We start from the raw sequence: 18,818 nt of genomic DNA on the forward strand, positions 1-18,818 counted from the left end.
TTTATGCAATAATAAATAAATCAATCAAAACATAATTCAGGGAGGTTTTTATGCAAACTGCACTACCAGCTACTTCTATGTTTCTAATTATTGGATTGTTCATTTTAGTTCGTAGAATCCGTTCTATGTACAAACCAACCAAAGGGAGAGGAACGCGAATAATTCTCCCTCTTCTATTTTTAACACCAGGATTTTCATTTTTTCTAAACGCGTCTGGGAACGTCACATACCTTCAATTATCTATAGCAATATTTTTAGGGGTAGGTTTTTCTATTCCTCTTATTTTATGGTCAGATTATGAATTACGAAATGATGGTTTAATTTATGCTAAGAAAAGTCCTGCTTTTATAATCACTTTCTCCATTATGATTGCTTTACGTTATTTTTTTCGACAACATATTTCAACTATCGAACCAGCTACACTCAATATGCTAATTTTCTTGCTTGTTATTTGTTATTTAATTCCTTGGAGAATAGCTTGCTATATAAAGTATAAAAATGTTCTTAAATTAAAAATACAGTCAGTTTGTAGAACGTCGTATATCTCTAACCCTCCAAACAAAAAGTATAAGTTTAACAATCTTTGAGAAAACAGCCTTAAAGAAATAAAAAAAAGAGAACACGTTTATAATCGTGTTCCCCCTAAGAAACCATATTATTATCTACTTTGAGTTTGCAGTGCTAATTTAACGCCTAGTCCTATATAAACGAAACCAACAGCCTTTTCAAGCCAACGCGAACCATTGTTTGTTGTTTTCGTAAAGATTTTTTCACCAATAAAGCTTGTAATAATAGCTAACAAAATAGTATACAAAGCGCTCATCACAACAAAAGTAATGCCTAAAATCAATAATTGTACAGTGATGGACTGGCCATTATGTTGAACAAACTGTGGTAAAAACGCTAAGAAAAATAGTGCAGTTTTTGGATTTAAAATCTCCGCTAAAAAACCTTGTCGGAACGAAGTACTTGCCGGACTTTGTTCAACAGTTGGTTTTTCTATTTTTTGTGGTTTTGTTAGTAGCATTTGAATACCTAAATAAACAAGGTATGCAACACCAATATATTTCACTACTTCAAACGCAGTGGCAGATTTCATTAAAATGGCAGATAACCCTAAGACAGCTGCTAACGTATGGACTAAGTCACCTAATCCAATGCCTAATGCAGTGAAAATACCGTTCTTTTTACCACCTTTCAGCGTTTGCGTAATGGTAATGATAACAGCAGGTCCAGGAATTAAAAATAAGAGAAGAACTATTGCAATAAAAGATAACATGTCAACCCATCCTATTCTAATAAACTAAACATTCAAGTAAGACAATAATAAGATTAACTTAATGAATGCAAAAAATATTATATGCTATCTTCTATATAACTGTCGATAATGAAATACTAAAATAGGAGTGAACTAACTATTTATAAAAATCAGAAAATATTATAGTGAAATATATTTTGAATTATAGTGAAGTGATTGTATGTTTTGAGGCAAGTAATACTTAAATTTCTAAACGAGATCCGTTGTTAGTGCCAAAAAGATAACTACCATTATTTTGATTGACAAATCTAATTAGCATCAGTCTTTGCATATTATATGAATGAAATTTTTTAACTGAAGGCTCTATTCCAATATGGCGGAACATCTGTGGGTCATTCGCAGACATCGACACACGTAGGGGCAAGGTTAATCCTCAATACGGATTGCTGATTGAAGTAATAGCAGATGTTATAGCTATTTCAGATGGTGTATTTTATAATTCTGGTCCATTCCAGAAAAACTATCGGATGGATTTAAAGAGTGCCGTGCATATTAAAGGTAAATATTGGTAAAACTTCCCATATCAAAATGTCCCAGCCCATATTTGGCCACTCAATAAGGAAAACTACTAATTTAAAATAGTACAGTCACATCTATATTAGGATGTGGCTTTTATTTTGAAATTCAAACAAAAAAATAGTACCAACTACTAATAATTAATGCTAGAATTAGGTGATAAAATTATTGGAGGTTTTTTGATGCTAGATATTCAACAAATACAAGAGGTTTTACTACATCGTTATCCTTTTTTGTTAGTGGATAGAGTATTAGAATTAGAAGAGGGGAAGAGAGCAGTAGCCATTAAAAACGTCACGATAAATGAAGAGTTCTTTAATGGACATTTTCCTAATTACCCAGTAATGCCAGGTGTATTAATTGTTGAAGCATTAGCGCAAGTGAGCGCAATTATTATGCTTACAAAAGAAGGGAACCAAGGAAGACTTGGATTACTGGCAGGTATTGATAACTGTCGCTTTAAAAAACAAGTGAAACCTGGTGATCAACTGCGTCTTGAAGTGGAAATTACACGCTTAAAGGGTGCCATTGGTAAAGGACGCGGAGTTGCAACAGTAGACGGTGAAATAGCTTGTGAAACAGAGCTTATTTTCGCATTCGGAAACTAAGTCAATTCGATTAAAAAGTGCTGCAATAATCATTGCAGTGCTTTTTTTGTGTGCTATGTCAAAAGGGTATTTAAAATTATATTGAATAATATAGTAAATGAATGACTTTTAAATGCAGGTGATTACATGAACTATCCATTAGCTCTTTTTATAGCATTTGTAGCATGCAATTGATCATCCTCACAAATATACCTGTAATTAATCTCAAGCAGATCAAAAAAGAGAAGCTCTAGTAGCTAGCACAACAACCAACTATCCAACAATTAGTTTTTTAATACTAACAAGCCAAAGTCACTGACCGAGGTAGTCCGCCTTTCTTTAGAAATAAGCCTAAGCGGCGCGATTTAACAATGTCAGAAACAAGGTCTGCAAAGTTCTTTTGAGTTGATCATCACATGTAGTATCTAAAAAGGAATTTAATTCATCCAGCTACAAAAAGACATAAAAATCCAAAAATAAAATATTTAAGGGGAAAGGATAATTGTATACTTAAATTAAAATAATGAGAACTAATTATGAAGGAGAGATTTTATATGTCGGTAAGTACACGATTTATTAAAGATGTTCCTGATGAAAATGTGAAATTTTCTGTTATCATACCTGCTCATAATGAAGAAAAATATATCGGTGCGTGTTTAGAGTCTATTGCAAAGTCTGCACAACCTTATAAAGATCAAATTGAAGTTATCGTAGTGCTAAATCGTTGTACGGATAAAACGAAAGAAATTGCACAGTCCTACAATTGCGTGACATTGGAAAATAACGATAAAAACTTATCCAAAATTAGAAATGCTGGGGCTACGTTAGCAAAAGGTGAAATTCTGATTACAATTGATGCTGATACTCGGATGACAGAACACTTATTATCTGAAGTTGAAAAGCATTTAGCATCTAATCAATACATTGGAGGAGGCGTGAATGGTAATTTTGAAAGAATGTCCTTAGGTATCGTTGTTTCTAGCATGGTGCTAATTGTTCCTTTACTTTTCAAGTACGGAGTTATCTCTGTGGGAATCTTTTGGTGCTATAAAAAAGACTTTCAGGAAGTAAACGGTTTTAATGAGAATATGCTAATGGCAGAGGATGCTGATTTTGCTAAGCGTTTAAAAGTATGGGGCAAGAAGAACGGGAAAAAATACGGAACAATTAAAAATGGGATGATAACTTCTTGTAGACGATTTGACTATCATGGCGACTGGATGTTACTGAAACGTCCAGATATAGTTTTTGCTTATCTCAAAGGTACGAATAAAAAGGCTGCAAATGAAGCCTATTATGATGATCAAGCAAGATAATGATACCTCCTTAATGTGTAATTTCGGCATGAAAATTTTTTAGATCACTTCGTTGTAAACGAGTGGTCTTTTTATGTGTAATTCTTTAGATTTTCTTAAATATTAAGACTTTGCATGACAGAAAGTTTAACGGAATGATATGATGTTGGATGATTTAAATCATTGTTTTAAACAAAGATGAAGTTATTTGAATAAAGGTGGTTATGAGCATGGATATAAATATTCTTGTAGTTGATGATGAAAAGGAAATTGCTGATTTAATTGAGCTTTATTTAAAAAATGAAAATTTTAATGTTTATAAATTTTACGATGCTCATGAAGCGTTAGCGTGTATACACTCGATCAAATTGGATCTTGCTATTCTTGATGTAATGATGCCTGAAATCGATGGTTTTGAAATTTGCCGAAGAATTCGGGAACAATTTCATTTTCCGGTGATTATGTTAACAGCGAAGGAAGAAGAAATAGATAAAATAACGGGGCTTACATTAGGGGCTGATGACTACATAACTAAACCATTTCGTCCATTGGAGGTTATTGCAAGGGTTAAGGCTCAAATTCGCAGATTTACAAAGTACAATCATCAGGAATCATTACAAAATGACTCGACTATTGATTTTTCAGGCTTAATTTTAGAGCAAAAGACTCGAAAATGTATGTTAAATGAAAAACAACTATCTCTTACTCCTACAGAGTTCTCCATATTGTGGTTTTTATGTGTAAATCGAGGACGAGTCATTTCATCAGAAGAATTATTTCAAGAAGTATGGGGGGAGAAATATTATAGTAGTAACAATACGGTAATGGTTCACATTAGGCATTTACGAGAAAAGATGAATGATTCCGCAGAGAACCCTAAATTCATAAAAACTGTCTGGGGAGTGGGGTATACCATTGAAAAATGACTTTGGAAAACTAAAAAGAACTATCATGCTTCAAATTTTGTTGATTTTAGTAATCACATTGTTGGTAGGCTATTTCATAAGCTATGTATTTATTGATGGTGTCTTACAAGCTCCTTTCGCTGATTGGTTTATTCGATTTTGTGAAAACGTGCTGCAGCTTGACTATTTTTCGGCACAGAGAGCCTATGGGATATTATTTCGACAAAATAAATCTCTTTGGTTAGCGATAGGCTTAATTATTTTGCTATTAGTAATTTTTTATTTTGCACTTTCTCGGTTTACGAAGTATTTTAACCAAATTGCCATAGGTGTTAATATGCTTTCGGAGGAATCAAATCAGGAAATAAGTCTTCCTTCTGAGTTAGATTTTATGGAGAAAAAATTAAATGATGCTAAAAATAAATTAGAAAAACGGGCAAAGGATGCACAGGAGGCTGAGCAGCGCAAAAATGATCTTGTAGTTTACTTAGCACATGATATTAAAACACCGCTGACATCTATGATTGGATACTTAAGTCTGTTGGATGAGGCAAAGGACATGCCTGTAGACCAAAAAGAAAAGTATGTGAAGATTTCATTAGAAAAATCATATAGGCTAGAGCAGTTGATTAATGAATTTTTTGAAATCACTAGATTTAACTTACAGTCCATTATTTTAGATAAAGAATCCATTAATTTAAATTACATGTTAATGCAATTGGCAGATGAATTTTATCCCTTATTGGCCCCTAAAGGACAGCAAGCAATTGTGAATATCGAGGGAGAAATGAAGGTTTTTGCGGATGCTAATAAATTAGCTAGGGTATTTAATAATATTTTAAAAAATGCCATAGCATATAGCGATGACAACAGTATAATTCATATTAGCGCACACCATCAAAATGACCAAACATTTATTTCATTTACAAATAAGGGGAAAACAATTCCACCAGAAAAATTAATGATGATTTTTGAAAAATTTTATCGTTTAGATTCTTCCAGATCGACTCAATCAGGTGGGGCGGGGCTTGGTCTTGCAATTGCTAATGAAATAGTCCATGCTCATGGAGGAACGATATCAGCTTCAAGTAATGATGAAAAAACAGTTTTCACCGTAATGCTTCCAACACTTTCTTAAGAAATCTTAAGAATTCTATAATAGATTATTAAAAAAGAGCTCCTTCTTTTATGTTTCAATAGAGGCATAGAGAGAAGGAGTTGTTTTTATGTTTAAAAGAAACAGATTTTATAGCCTAATATTAATGATTTTTGTTATTCTGGTGTACATGTTTGTAAACGAATTCCAAGATTCAAAGCCAGAAATAATTGATAATCTTCAGCTGGAAATACCAAAGAAAAGTGAAATAAATCTTGATGTAAATTTACATAGCTCAAATGCTATTTTAGTGAACTTAGACACAAATAAGATATTATTGGACAAAGGTAGTGATGAAATTATTTACCCTGCTTCTTTGACGAAGATCATGACAGTTCTAGTTGCAATTGAAAATATCTCGAATTTACAGGAAAAGATTTTGCTTCCTAGAAAAATATTTAAGGGTTTGTATGAAGAAAATGCTTCGATGGCTGGCTTTCTTCCTAATGAGGAGGTAACAGCAGAGGATTTACTTTATGGTTCAATGCTATCTTCTGGTGCAGATGCTTCTAATGGTTTAGCCAATTACATTGCTGGGTCGGAGAGTAAATTTGTAAAGTTAATGAACGAAAAAGCTAAACAGCTAGGGATGATAAACACACATTTTATGAATGCAACAGGACTCCATCATCCCGATCATTATACGAGTGTGAAGGATATTTCGATACTTTTACAATATGCTTTAACCAATAACACCTTTCGGGATATCTATACCGCAGAAAGATACTCCATAAAGTCAACGAATCTTCATCCAGAGGGAATGACGGTATCGAGTCGGATGTTTAAAAATATGGATGCTAATGAAAAGATGAGAGGTGAAATAATTGGCGGCAAAACTGGCTATACAGAACAAGCAGGCTTATGTTTAGCAAGTCTAGCGACAATTAATGGCGAAGAGTATATTCTAGTAACTGTAGGTGCGGAGGGTGACTCACGAACAGAGCAGTTCAATATTACAGATGCATTAGCTGTCTATCGACAACTAAACTAATTAAGACTGTATAAATGTTAATCAGAATACTATAAAATTTTGTCGAAAATAACATACAACCTTTCCGTCCTTTCATATACTTTAATTATCTGAAAGATTTGGGTGACTATAAACATGTTTTCTATTTTAAATAAGGTCATTAAATCTGGTAAACCAGTATGAGAGGATGAGGGGTTTGAAGCATCCCGGCACAAATGTTTTTGAAAATAAAGAGGAACTATTCATACCTAAAAAAGCATTAGATAAAGATTTTTGTGATCGATTAGTGAAAAAAATCCATAAAAATATTCTAAATGAAAATATAGCAAACGATGTTTATATGTCATATTTCGTGATTTTTGATCAAAAGTATACATTGAAAGAAATTCAATATTTACTAGATGTTTTGAAATTGCAAGCAAATGAAATTATTAGATCAAAGCCGATTTTTATTACATTATGTGGTGTGCTATTATCGTTAATTACAATCATTGCCTCTGCCATAAATACAAAGTTGATGATTGGAATCTCATTTGTCCAAATAGTTGCTCTCGCAGTATTAAGCTTTAACGTAGCAGTATTGTTTATTTCTTATAAAATAGAAAAAGAATATAAAAGGATATACGAAGTCATTAAATTAATCGATTATTATTTAAGCTTTTATAAGTAGGAGTGGGAATTATGCAAAATTTTATTGATCCATTAACTTGTTGGATAAATAATGTGCCGATAGAGTTCCGGCAAATGTCTGAATTAGAGATTTCACAGCGACCAGCGCCTCAAAAATGGTCGAAAAAAGAGGTGTTAGGCCATTTATGTGACTCTGCTATCAATAATCTGCAAAGGTTCATTAAAATACAATACGAAGAGGAACCATTTGTACTAACTCCATATAATCAAGTTGAATGGGTAAAAATCCAAGGGTATCAAGAGTTACCGATTGATGAAATATTGGATTTATGGGTGAGCTTAAATAAAAAAATAATAAATGTAATTAAAAATATCCCTAATGAAAAGCTTGGCCTTCAATGTAATATTGGAAGTAATGAACTCATGACCTTACAGTGGCTTATCCAAGACTACTTAGAACATATGGAACATCATATAAAAAAACAGATTTTAACTTCTTTTAGCGCGTTTCCAAACACTCACTGAAAAAGAGGGACTCAGTCTAAGAACGCCACACCTTGTGGCAATTTACCTGTGCGAAAGCGAAGCGACAGCAACATAGTTTTACTTGTGCGAAAGCGAAGCGACAGCAACATAGTTTTACTTGTGCGAAAGCGAAGCGACAGCAACACGGTTTTACCTGTGCGAAAGCGAAGCGACAGCAACATAGTTTTACTTGTGCGAAAGCGAAGCGACAGCAACATAGTTTTACTTGTGCGAAAGCGAAGCGACAGCAACATAGTTTTACTTGTGCGAAAGCGAAGCGACAGCAACATAGTTTTACCTGTGCGAAAGCGAAGCGACAGCAACAACAACGGTTTCGCACTGAGACAAAAACACATTGCTGGCTACGTTACCACTACACTTTCGCACAAAGCTTTTTAACAATTTGCCGTAATCGATTGGCGAAAAATGTATTTAACAATCCTAAAAATGAACTTCTAACTTCAATCAGTTTTAGCTTCAAATATACACCAACAAAAAATTAAAAAAGAGCATTTTTTTTATCATTCCTCAAATAATAAGTCTAAATATTTTTAGTTGAGGAAGTGAAGATTTGAAAAAAATGTGGTTTTTAATACCTGTTTGTCTTTTAACGGTCTCCTTTTTTTATCTAAAAGTTGGCGCAGCAACATATGAAAACAAAGGAAGAAAGTATTATGAAGAAGCAGGACAAATTGTTTGGGAGATCAAAACAGACGAAAAAATTGTTGCTCTAACCTTTGATGATGGGCCACATCGAAAGTACACATCTGAGATTTTAGACTTATTATCAAAATACAATGCGAAAGCAACTTTTTTTATTGTTGGCCAAAATGCACAAAAAAATCCTGAGGTGATAGCAAGAATGTATAAGGAAGGCCATGAACTAGCTAACCATACATTTACGCATCCCTTAAGGACGAATGTCCCGAATTTACTTAAGGAGATAAAACAAACAGATGACACTATTCAGAACATCACTGGAACTAAACCTACTTTGTTCCGACCTGTTGAAGGCCAGTATTCAGATGCAATGATTGAAGCGATTGCAAAAGAAGGATATAAAGTGGTGATGTGGTCATGGCATTTAGATACATTAGATTGGAAAAGTCCAGGAACGAATAGAATTGTGAATACTGTGTTAAATGGTGTTAAAGAAGGTAATATCATTCTTTTTCATGATGGAGGCGGCAATCGCCATCAAACTGTAAAAGCGATGGAAAAAATATTAGCTGAACTTGAAAATCAAGGATATCGATTTGTCACAGTTTCTGAATTACTCGATGAGCAAAGTAAAAAAAGCACAAACAAATAAGTATCCGTAATGATTGAAGCATTATGTTATTTTAAAATTTTTTTAATTTGCTGTAACTCAGAAATTAAATAATCGATTTGTTCTTTCATGTTTGCACTTTGTTTTGCCTGATCATTTGAATTGTCATTTTTGGAATTTTGTAATGCTTCTAAGGCAAGACCTGCTGCAACTGCCTGTATGCCATCACCTAATGTAGAAATAGAGGCTCCGATATAGGTGAGCTTAGCAGCAAAAATATCCAGTGAATCAGTAGATTGATTTTTAAATGTATTCTTATTCAATATTAAACCCTCCTTAAATAGTTCAAATCATTTCTCATTTATCATTTGTATGAAATATCGACAATGAGTAGTCCTATGACATATTAAAATTCTTCCTTTTGTCGAAATCAGGCTAAAAAATAAATTAGCCTGATTTTATGTTCCTATGCGTACTTTAAACACTTTAATAGGGTATAATTACCATAATTGTTAGGGGTGATTGGCATTGGGCAAGGTTGAATTGGTGGAAATTAATGCTGAGCTTTTAGAAGGAATTGGGAGCTATTGTCTTAGAAGCAAGAAAAAATCAAATGGCTATATAAATAAGAATAAATGGCTGAATAATCGATTTGAAGAAGGCTTGAAATATGTTCAAGTAACCGCCAATAAAAAACAAGTAGGGTTTATTGAATATACAGAAGCAGAAAATTCATCTAGAGTGGTTCATGCTGATGGTTATTTAGTCATCCATTGTTTATGGGTAAGTGAAGTTGGAAAAGGATACGGTGCTCGATTAATTAATAAATGTTTAGAAGATGCAAAAAAACTTGCAAAAAAAGGTGTTGTTGTTATTACGAATTCAACAACGTCTTGGGCGCCAAGTAAAGAAATTTTTTTGAAAAACAATTTTCAACTTATTGATACGGCACCATATGATTTTGAATTACTTGTTTACCCTTTGAGCAGTGAAGGTGAACAACCATATTTTCCGAATGATTGGGAGGAACGATTAAAAAAATTTAACAATTTGACGATTTTACGTTCATTCCAATGTCCATATGTCGAAATTGCAACAGAAAATATTATAGCTGGTGCAAATACATTGAATATACCAGTGGAACTAATTGATCTCAAAGGTAGAGCAGCGCTGATGGAACTGGCGCCAACCCCGTATGGTATTTTTTCAGTCATTTATAAAGGCCAGCTTCTTACTTTTCATAGGTTAACAATACATTCGGTGATAAAAAGATTAAGAGAACTTACGTAATAACAACAACGCAAATGATAGGAACATGTATAAGTGGACATGTATTTTCTAATATTCTATGAGGATTTTAGTTGACTGCTTCGAAGAAATGAGTAAAATAGAAAATCAGTACCATTATATACCTACAACTTAGCAGATAACTGGAGACATCTTTACTTTTACAAAGGCTACAAACAATATGACCTACATAGAATAAAGAGCTTATAATAAAGTGATTAGAAATGATGGATTTTAGGAAGATTGTTGTGGGACAAGATTTGTCATGAAATTTTGACAGTCTTTTTCTTTTCGTCTTCTCTATAACCTGTTAAGATGGTAATAGTGTGACAACAAGTTAGTGTATATGAGAGTGGTGACAATCAAGATGGATGAACAGAAAAAAGATAGTGTAGAACAGCAGCCAGAACAAACATCCCCTGCTGAAATAAAGCCAGCAGTACGTTTTGTACAAATGAAACCGTTTAAATTTATCATGTTGATGTTCTTTACAATCCTTATTACTGCAGGCTTAACGATCTTTGCGTTAACATTCGGTGAAAAGAAAGTAGTTGAAGTGAAAGTACCGAGTGGGCGTGCAGAATTCACAAAATTATATGAAGCCTATGATTTACTTAAAAATAAGTATTACAAAGATATCGATGATGTAAAAGTGGTCGACGGCGCTATTAACGGTATGTTCGACGCATTAGATGATCCGTATTCTGATTTTATGGTGAAGGACGAAGCAGAACAATTTCAGTCTGGACTGTCTTCTAGTTTCCAAGGAATTGGGGCGGAAATTCAAGAACGTAACGGTTATATTACTGTTGTGTCACCTATTAAAAACTCACCAGCTGAAAAAGCGGGGTTATTACCACAAGATATTATCTTAACTGTGGATGGAAAAAGTGTGCAAGGATTTACTGCTTCTGAAGCGGTAGCGCGTATTCGCGGCGAAAAGGGAACGCCTGTAAAATTAACCGTGAAACGTGGAACAAATGCTGAGCCTATTAATATGACGATTGTCCGTGACGAAATTCCGGTTGAAACGGTTTACGGTGAAATGCTTGAAGGGGACATTGCCCATATTCAAATCACGTCATTTAGTGAAAATACTGCAAAAGAATTTGAGAAGATTCTTGCGGATTACGAAGGTAAAGCAAAAGGCATCGTATTAGATTTACGTCAAAATCCTGGCGGCTACCTAGATGCTGCGGTAGAGATATCGAATTTATTCGTTCCAGAAGGTAAAGCGATCGTACAAGTGCAACAAAAAGATGAGGAGCCGAAAATTACAACAGCTGTTTCTGGTAAAAAATACGATATTCCAGTGACAGTACTTGTCGATAGCGGCAGTGCTTCTGCTTCTGAAATTTTAGCTGGTGCATTAAAAGAATCTGTTGGTGCTAAAATTGTTGGAGAAACATCGTTTGGTAAAGGTACAGTGCAAAATGTCGCACCATTAAAAGATGGCTCTAACCTTAAATTCACAACAGGAAAATGGTTAACACCAAATGGTAACTGGATTAACGAAAAAGGCATAGCTCCAGATGTAAAAGTGTCATACCCACCTTATGCATCATTACCATACTTAGATCCAACTATGGAAATGAAAATGGGTGTGCAATCTAACTCTGTAAAAGCGGCACAAGAGATGCTAGAAGTTCTAGGATATGAGCCTGGAAATGCAGACGGTATTTTTGAACAAAATACAGAAAGTGCAGTGAAAAAACTGCAAGCTGCAAATGGTTTTGAAGAAACTGGTGTTTTAACTGGCGATACAACGTATGCTTTAATGGATGCGTTACGCGCTAAAATAAAAGCAGAAGATCCTCAATTGTTAAAAGCAAAAGAACTTCTAACTGGTACACCAGCAAAAACTGAGTAAACTACAAACTAACAAAGTAGCTGTCGCAGTAGGCGTCTCTAATGGCCTCTAGCGACAGCTTTTTTAATAGGAGGAAAAAATGGTGAAGGACGTATATTTATTTAGTGGTTTTTTAGGTAGTGGAAAAACATCCATGTTAACTGATGTTATTCGACAACTTAAGGAAAAGAATTTAAAGCCAGCTGTCATTATGAATGAGCTTGGAAAGCTACCATTTGACTCACAGGCTGTGGAAAAGGATATTCCGTTAAAGGAAATGCTAGAGGGTTGTATTTGCTGCTCTGGTGCCGAAAAAACAGAGGCTCAAATTCAATCTCTTCTATTAGATAGTGACTTTGATGTCCTGATCATTGAAACAACAGGTGCAGCACATCCTGTGGAAGCATTAGACGCTGTTTACTCACCATTATTTGCAGAAAAGCTAAATGTCAAAGGCATTGTCACAGTTGCTGATTCAAAGCTGTGGTTGAACCGAGAAACATTAACTCCACAAGTGCGCTCTTTATTTATGGAACAAATCCGTCACGCACATTTATTACTGGCCAATAAAACGGATCTACTAACAGAAGCTGAGCAGGCACAAGTTGTTTATGAGCTACAAGGCTTTAATCCACATGCCTTTATTTTGCAAACTACAAACGGACGCGTGCCATTACGTTTATTAGAAGATTTAAAGGCAACAGTACAGGTGGATAAAGAAGATATTGTGAAAGCTCCTATAGCATCGATGCATCTAGGCTCACGATTAGTTGAATTTAAAGACGTTAACTTTACACAAGAACAATTTGAGGATTGGGTACGTACATTGCCTGAAACTGTGTATCGAATGAAAGGATACGTACCAATTGAAGGTGTAAAAAATCCTATGCTGTTTCAATATGCATATGGAATGGTCCAATGGCTTCCAGAGTATGTAAAAATGCCTGCAAAACTCGTGATCATTGGTGAAGATGTAAGTAGATTAAACGTCATTGGTATTGAGTAAACGCTAAAGCTAGTTAAAATAGACATCCTAAAGCTGCCAAATTCTACTTGTCAGATGAAAGTTTTGTTCGTTTCGTCTTTCTCAAAGTAGATATTTTGGCAGTTTTTTTGTGTGAATGCGCACAAAAATATATTTGAATATTGAAAATACTTAATAGTTTTTAAGAAGTGTCAACCCTATTTAAAACGTAAGTATTTCATAGGCTGGTGAAAGCTGCTAAAAATTAAAGCCAATAACCCTCTATTTAACGCGAATCTATTTCTTGGATGGTGTTGCTAGAAGATGCTGGTAAGAAATTTATTAAAATCGTACTTTACGATTGTTTGCATAGAAGGAGGAATTGCAAAAATGAAAAAAACACTAACTGCAATTTGTGCAACATTTTTATTAGCAGCTCCAATTCAAATGGCTTCCGCTGCAGAAAATACTACAGAGGGGAACACAACTACAGACTGTAATAAAGTTGTTTATTCTTATAAATGGTCAAATCAGTGGTCAAATCAAAAATGGGTAGTTAAACAACCACAAACACAAGCACCATCAAAAGAAGTACAAGTACCAGAAAATAATCAAACAACAAATAACAATACACAAACGACTCAAAAAGATAATACAACTACTACACCATCTCAAACAAAACCATCAACATCTACTTCAGATGTGAATGCTTTTGAACAAGAGGTTGTAAAATTAACGAATGCTGAACGTACAAAAGCTGGTTTAGCACCATTTAAAACAGATGATAAATTGATGGCAGCTGCTCGTGAAAAATCACAAGATATGCAATCTAAAAAATATTTTTCACATACAAGCCCAACATTTGGTTCACCTTTTGATCGTATGAAAGCTTTAGGTATTACGTATAAGAGTGCAGGAGAAAATATTGCACAAGGTCAACGTACACCTCAAGAAGTAGTACAAGCTTGGATGGATTCTCCGGGTCACCGTGCGAATATTTTAAATGAGAAATTTACGCATATTGGTGTTGGCTATGTGAAATCAGGTAACTACTGGACTCAACAATTTATCCAAAAATAATCGTATAAATTGAATAGCTACATTGAATAATAGGATGTCCACTAAGTTGTAAAAAGCTTAGTGGACATTTTTTTAATGCGAAAATGCAAGGTTCTTTGGCAAAACGAGGGTTGATTTCCTTTCCGGCTGGGCGCTTTTCTGGAAGCTTCGGGGTAACAGATGATTTTTCCGCGAAAGGGAAGCGTGAGGAATTGTATTAGGAGATAGAGAATTATTAATAATACATACATAGAATAGGGAATATGGGTGGCTCTCATAGGTTTGTTACTTCTAAAAGAAAAAAAGCAAACTAGAGCGAAGTCTAGTTTGCTATTGTTGTTTTGGTCGTATTTGAAAATTTTTTTTGAACAAGTAATAAACGTATTAATAAAGTAATCGCACCAGTAGTCAGACCTGCTACTAGTCCAATCCAGTAACCAAACGGCCCGAAGTCTGTATGAGTGGCCAGTACATAACCGACAGGTAAGCCGATCACCCAATACGAAATGATGGCCATAATAAAGGTTACTGTAACATCCTTGTACCCTCTTAAAGCTCCTTGTACAGGCGCTTGGATAGCATCAGATAGCTGGAAAATAGCTGCGAATATTAAAAAATGAACGGCGTACTCTAGCACTTTTCCATCAGTTGTATACATATTTGCAACGGGTTCGCGAAGGATAAAAAGAATACAAGCTGAAACAAAGCTAAATAAAATCGCGGTCCCGACACACAAATAGCTATAGAGTCTAGCATCGCGCATACGTCCAGCACCAATTTCAAACCCTACAAATATCGTTACACCCATCGAAATGCTGAGCGGTACCATATACAACAAACTAGTGAAATTTAATGCTATTTGATGAGCTGCAATGATTTCTGTACTGAAGCTACTCATCATCATAGTAACAGCAGAAAAAATACTCGTTTCTGCAAACAAGGATATTCCAATTGGTACGCCAATGATTAAAATTTCCTTCCAACGAAGCCATTCTAATTTGGGCCAGTCATTAAATAGGTGGAAACGTTCAAAAGGCTTGCGTTTAGCAATAATCCAAACTGTAATCAAGAAAACAAGCCAGTATGTAATCGCTGTTGCAACACCGGCGCCAACTCCGCCAAGCTCAGGTGCACCAAATTTGCCGAAAATGAAAATATAATTCAACGCAATATTAATAGGTGTTGTAAGTAATGTAATAATCATTGTAACGCGAGTTTGTCCAAGCGCATCGATAAAACAGCGCATGACAAAAAATAAAAATAGTGGTATAAGTCCAGCACACATCGATTGAATATAAGATTTAGCAATAGAATGTACAGAGGCTTCTAAATCCATCTTGCCAAGAATCCAATCTATACCGACTATTAATAAAATAAAAATAAGTGCTGCAAGAACGATGGCTACATAGATACCTTGTTGAACAGCTCTTTTAGCTACAAACACATTTTTAGCTCCAACAAGCTGTGAGACAATAGGTGTGATCGCAAGGAGAATTCCAGATAGCCCTATGTAAATAGGCATCCAAATAGAGGAGCCGATTGACACTCCAGCTAGATCGGTGGTACCGTACCGACTTGACATTAAAATATCGAAGAAAGAAATAAGATAAATAGCTACTTGCGATACTAAAATAGGTACGATAATTTTTAAGATTAATGCATATTTTTCTTTTAACGTAGTTGTTTGATTCATAGTGAATAATCTTCCTTTATTATCATAATTAAATTAGTATAGCATACTAAAATAGAGGAAAGATGAAAAAATCAATTAAGCCTCGGCATAATTGCATCAGACTGAGTTCCGTTCTTTCAGCAAGTGATTGGACACCAGCTGAAAGAAGTTTAAAGCTTCATCTGTATCTTTTCGTTCGCATATAGTAAAATAAAAGACTGTATACAAAAGTATTATGGTTACAATGGCTTTTACCTTCTTTCAGCGAAAGTCACCACCTATATAGGTGACGAGATGAATACGAGTTTAAGTTACGTTTTAGTGCGTGTCCAAACATCCACTGAAAGAAGGAACTCAGTCTAAAAACGCCACGTCCTGTGGCAACGACTGAGTGACCAACATCGTGTTGGCCCAAAGCCTCCGGCGGATGTCTCGGAATCGGAAAGGAGTTCTTTGTCAACACAAAGCCGATTTCGGACGCATTGTTTATCTGTGCGAAAGCGAAGCGACAGCAACAAATGTTTTCTGTGCGAAAGCGAAGCGACAGCAACAAATGTTTTCTGTGCGAAAGCAAAGCGACAGCAACAATTATGCCGGCGCATAATTGATGGAATAGGAGAATTAATGTGAATCAACAATCAATCATTTTAACCGGTGGAGGGACAGCTGGTCACGTATCGCTCAATCAAGCGATACTCCCATCTTTACAAGAACTAGGTTATGATGTCCATTATATTGGCTCAGACCAAGGTATTGAGAAAGAATTAATAGGCGAGGCGTTTCCTAATGTTCCGTTTTACGGTATTTCAAGTGGGAAATTGCGCCGTTATTTCTCGATGAAAAATTTTACTGATCCATTTAAAGTGCTTGCTGGAATGATGCAGGCTTTTCGTATAATTAAAAAAGTGAAACCACAAGTCATTTTTTCTAAGGGCGGATTTGTTTCTGTACCTGTTGTCATGGCTGCGAAATTTGCTGGTGTTCCAGTAGTCATTCATGAATCAGATGTTACACCTGGCTTAGCCAATAAAATTGCGCTACCATTTGCATCACACATCTTTACTATTTTTGAGGAAACATTACAGCATCTGCCGAAAGAAAAGGCAACGTGCACAGGCTCCATTATTCGCGAAGAGTTATTTATGGGAGATCGAGCGAAAGGGTTATCTCTTTGTGGCTTTACGACATTAAAACCTGTTCTTCTTGTGATGGGAGGCAGTCTAGGGTCAGTTGTCTTGAATGATGCACTTCGTCAAAATTTACCAGAGCTTGTGAAGCAGTTTCAAATCATTCATTTGTGCGGTAAAGGGAATTACGATGAATCATTTGAATCAATGTCTGGGTACAAACAGTTTGAGTATGTGACAACGGAATTACCGAATCTATTACACGCTGCAGACTTTATCGTCTCACGTGCTGGCTCCAATTCGATTTTTGAATTTTTAGCACTGCACAAGCCGATGTTGCTAGTGCCGTTATCTGCACAAAAAAGTCGTGGTGACCAAATATTAAATGCAAACTTATTTAAAAGACAGGGCTATGCAGAAGTGTTACAAGAGGAAGAGTTAACAAAGGAATCATTTAAAAAATCAGTTCATGTGTTAACAGAGCGCAAAGCAGAAATGGTTTCAACGATGGAAAAAACACAAAGACCGAAAACCCCTGAAGAAATGGCAAAATTGATTTTACAATATAAAAAGTAGTTTTTCGTTATCACAGTGTTTAACTAAAACACAATTACAGTAATAAAATGAAACAAAGCTAAAAAATAAGCTATGTGTCTGTCATGAAGACGGAGCACATAGCTTATTTTTATCCGGGATGAACGGGGAGTAATTAATCTTTATCGAAAGGAAAGACTGGTAAAGACAAATAATCAGCGAGGGCTGAAGTAAACCCACGCTGATTATAGTTTCGCATTATGAAATTACATCGCTTGTTCTTCGCCTTCTGCCATTTGATTGGCAGTTGTAAGATAGAACAAGTCTTTTGGAATTTTAAATAAATCAAATTGCGCCTCGCCTCTGTTAACTTGTGCTAATAATGTTGGGTGACTTTCATTTGCGCTCACAACATAAGGTAGCTTTAAGGCTGCACGCTGAGATTTTATATTTTCAACTCGAATACGGAGAAATACCGTATGGAAATTATAATCAAAAAATAGTTCATTCAAAAAAAGCATTTTTGCTTTTTGGTTATAACCTAAACCTTGATAAGGGAGTCCAATCCACGTTCCTAAAAAGCCTGCACCATCCTCCACATCATGAATGCTAATGGTGCCGATCGGTTGACCCCAATCATCAGTAATTGTCCTTGAAATAGCGAGTCCCTTCACTTCTTCTTCAATCAGTTGTTTTGTCATAAACCAATATTCATCAGCGGATGTGGCTTTTTGACGGACAAAAGGGAATACAGAAGGGTGTGATAATAGCTCATAAAGCTCTGTACATTCATGTAGGTCTCGATGTTTAAGCATACGAAACGCCTCCTTTACTAGGGTAGTTAAAACAATTCCTTTAAAACATAAAGAAGAAAACTAAAATTCGTACTGGAATTAAAACCCAAAGAACTAGACGTTCAAACTATGATAACCATAATCTCCCGCTGTCTTACTGATTTTTCGACCATACCGAAAAAAGGCTAGTTTTTTTAATATAATATAACAATCACACTGCTTTATGCAATCATTTTCCTCGCTAAAACAAAAAATAAGTTTCTGTGTCAGAATATTCCGAAAAATAGGCAATCGGGTAGATAGTTAAAAACTGTTAATGTATAATTTTGTATAGTATTAAGTCTATAATATCAATTTTTG

The 18,818-nt window shown here is 35.0% G+C and carries 19 protein-coding genes; 15 read left to right on the forward strand and 4 right to left on the reverse strand.

What is annotated here, in order from left to right:
* Positions 1–50: 50 nt before the first annotated feature.
* Positions 51–587: a CcdC family protein gene (locus ACVYAD_RS02315; protein ID WP_476424323.1), complete on the forward strand. Its 537-nt coding sequence runs from the start codon at positions 51–53 to the stop codon at positions 585–587.
* Positions 588–658: 71 nt separating this feature from the next.
* Here ACVYAD_RS02315 and ACVYAD_RS02320 read toward each other — a convergent pair whose 3' ends face one another.
* Positions 659–1,279: a LysE family translocator gene (locus ACVYAD_RS02320; RefSeq protein ID WP_079562237.1), complete on the reverse strand. Its 621-nt coding sequence runs from the start codon at positions 1,277–1,279 to the stop codon at positions 659–661.
* 737 nt (positions 1,280–2,016) lie between these two features.
* Between ACVYAD_RS02320 and fabZ the strand changes: the two genes are divergently transcribed.
* The 9 genes from fabZ (at position 2,017) to ACVYAD_RS02365 (ending at position 9,214) form a co-directional block, all read left to right on the forward strand.
* Positions 2,017–2,442: a 3-hydroxyacyl-ACP dehydratase FabZ gene (gene fabZ / locus ACVYAD_RS02325; protein WP_386828335.1), complete on the forward strand. Its 426-nt coding sequence runs from the start codon at positions 2,017–2,019 to the stop codon at positions 2,440–2,442.
* Positions 2,443–2,975: 533 nt separating this feature from the next.
* The gene (locus ACVYAD_RS02330) at positions 2,976–3,737 is read left to right on the forward strand and encodes a glycosyltransferase (protein WP_476424325.1); all 762 of its coding nucleotides are present in this window, start codon (positions 2,976–2,978) and stop codon (positions 3,735–3,737) included.
* Positions 3,738–3,946: 209 nt separating this feature from the next.
* On the forward strand, positions 3,947–4,642 hold the full coding sequence (gene vanR, locus ACVYAD_RS02335) for a VanR-ABDEGLN family response regulator transcription factor (protein WP_476424327.1): 696 nt from the start codon (positions 3,947–3,949) through the stop codon (positions 4,640–4,642).
* Positions 4,643–4,667: 25 nt separating this feature from the next.
* Positions 4,668–5,759, forward strand: coding sequence for a vancomycin resistance histidine kinase VanS (gene vanS, locus ACVYAD_RS02340; RefSeq protein WP_432760113.1), 1,092 nt, complete (start codon positions 4,668–4,670; stop codon positions 5,757–5,759).
* An 88-nt stretch (positions 5,760–5,847) separates the two neighbouring features.
* Positions 5,848–6,768 carry a D-alanyl-D-alanine carboxypeptidase family protein gene (locus ACVYAD_RS02345; RefSeq protein WP_476424329.1) on the forward strand — a complete coding sequence of 307 codons (921 nt, stop codon included), beginning with the start codon at positions 5,848–5,850 and terminating at the stop codon, positions 6,766–6,768.
* 175 nt (positions 6,769–6,943) lie between these two features.
* Entirely contained in the window at positions 6,944–7,417 is a 474-nt protein-coding gene (locus ACVYAD_RS02350; RefSeq protein ID WP_386828339.1) for a hydroxymyristoyl-ACP dehydratase, read from the forward strand.
* 11 nt (positions 7,418–7,428) lie between these two features.
* Positions 7,429–7,902: a DinB family protein gene (locus ACVYAD_RS02355; RefSeq protein WP_476424330.1), complete on the forward strand. Its 474-nt coding sequence runs from the start codon at positions 7,429–7,431 to the stop codon at positions 7,900–7,902.
* Between the two features lie 32 nt (positions 7,903–7,934).
* Positions 7,935–8,405, forward strand: a complete 471-nt coding sequence (locus ACVYAD_RS02360) for a hypothetical protein (RefSeq protein ID WP_476424332.1) — start codon at positions 7,935–7,937, stop codon at positions 8,403–8,405.
* A gap of 77 nt (positions 8,406–8,482) precedes the next feature.
* On the forward strand, positions 8,483–9,214 hold the full coding sequence (locus ACVYAD_RS02365) for a polysaccharide deacetylase family protein (RefSeq protein WP_476424584.1): 732 nt from the start codon (positions 8,483–8,485) through the stop codon (positions 9,212–9,214).
* A gap of 26 nt (positions 9,215–9,240) precedes the next feature.
* Here ACVYAD_RS02365 and ACVYAD_RS02370 read toward each other — a convergent pair whose 3' ends face one another.
* On the reverse strand, positions 9,241–9,495 hold the full coding sequence (locus tag ACVYAD_RS02370) for a translation initiation factor 2 (RefSeq protein WP_349657827.1): 255 nt from the start codon (positions 9,493–9,495) through the stop codon (positions 9,241–9,243).
* Positions 9,496–9,700: 205 nt separating this feature from the next.
* Between ACVYAD_RS02370 and ACVYAD_RS02375 the strand changes: the two genes are divergently transcribed.
* From ACVYAD_RS02375 to ACVYAD_RS02390, 4 genes are all read left to right on the forward strand, one after another.
* Positions 9,701–10,462 carry a GNAT family N-acetyltransferase gene (locus tag ACVYAD_RS02375; protein ID WP_476424334.1) on the forward strand — a complete coding sequence of 254 codons (762 nt, stop codon included), beginning with the start codon at positions 9,701–9,703 and terminating at the stop codon, positions 10,460–10,462.
* Between the two features lie 364 nt (positions 10,463–10,826).
* On the forward strand, positions 10,827–12,329 hold the full coding sequence (locus ACVYAD_RS02380) for a lmo1851 family serine protease (RefSeq protein ID WP_476424336.1): 1,503 nt from the start codon (positions 10,827–10,829) through the stop codon (positions 12,327–12,329).
* An 82-nt stretch (positions 12,330–12,411) separates the two neighbouring features.
* Positions 12,412–13,314, forward strand: a complete 903-nt coding sequence (locus ACVYAD_RS02385) for a CobW family GTP-binding protein (RefSeq protein WP_476424586.1) — start codon at positions 12,412–12,414, stop codon at positions 13,312–13,314.
* A gap of 348 nt (positions 13,315–13,662) precedes the next feature.
* Positions 13,663–14,352 (forward strand): CAP domain-containing protein, encoded by a 690-nt coding sequence (locus tag ACVYAD_RS02390; RefSeq protein WP_349657831.1) that lies wholly within the window; start codon positions 13,663–13,665, stop codon positions 14,350–14,352.
* Between the two features lie 301 nt (positions 14,353–14,653).
* Here the strand turns inward: ACVYAD_RS02390 and ACVYAD_RS02395 are convergent, their stop codons facing one another.
* On the reverse strand, positions 14,654–16,024 hold the full coding sequence (locus tag ACVYAD_RS02395) for an MATE family efflux transporter (RefSeq protein ID WP_476424339.1): 1,371 nt from the start codon (positions 16,022–16,024) through the stop codon (positions 14,654–14,656).
* Positions 16,025–16,629: 605 nt separating this feature from the next.
* On the opposite strand from ACVYAD_RS02395, the gene ACVYAD_RS02400 reads away from it, so the two are divergent.
* Complete coding sequence (locus ACVYAD_RS02400) at positions 16,630–17,706, forward strand: undecaprenyldiphospho-muramoylpentapeptide beta-N-acetylglucosaminyltransferase (protein WP_476424340.1); 1,077 nt, start codon at positions 16,630–16,632, stop codon at positions 17,704–17,706.
* Between the two features lie 224 nt (positions 17,707–17,930).
* Here the strand turns inward: ACVYAD_RS02400 and ACVYAD_RS02405 are convergent, their stop codons facing one another.
* A complete protein-coding gene (locus tag ACVYAD_RS02405; RefSeq protein ID WP_386828348.1) occupies positions 17,931–18,479 on the reverse strand; it encodes a GNAT family N-acetyltransferase in 549 nt (182 codons plus the stop codon).
* Positions 18,480–18,818 lie beyond the last annotated feature (339 nt).

The sequence above is a fragment of the Lysinibacillus sp. G1-3 genome, from assembly GCF_056322905.1.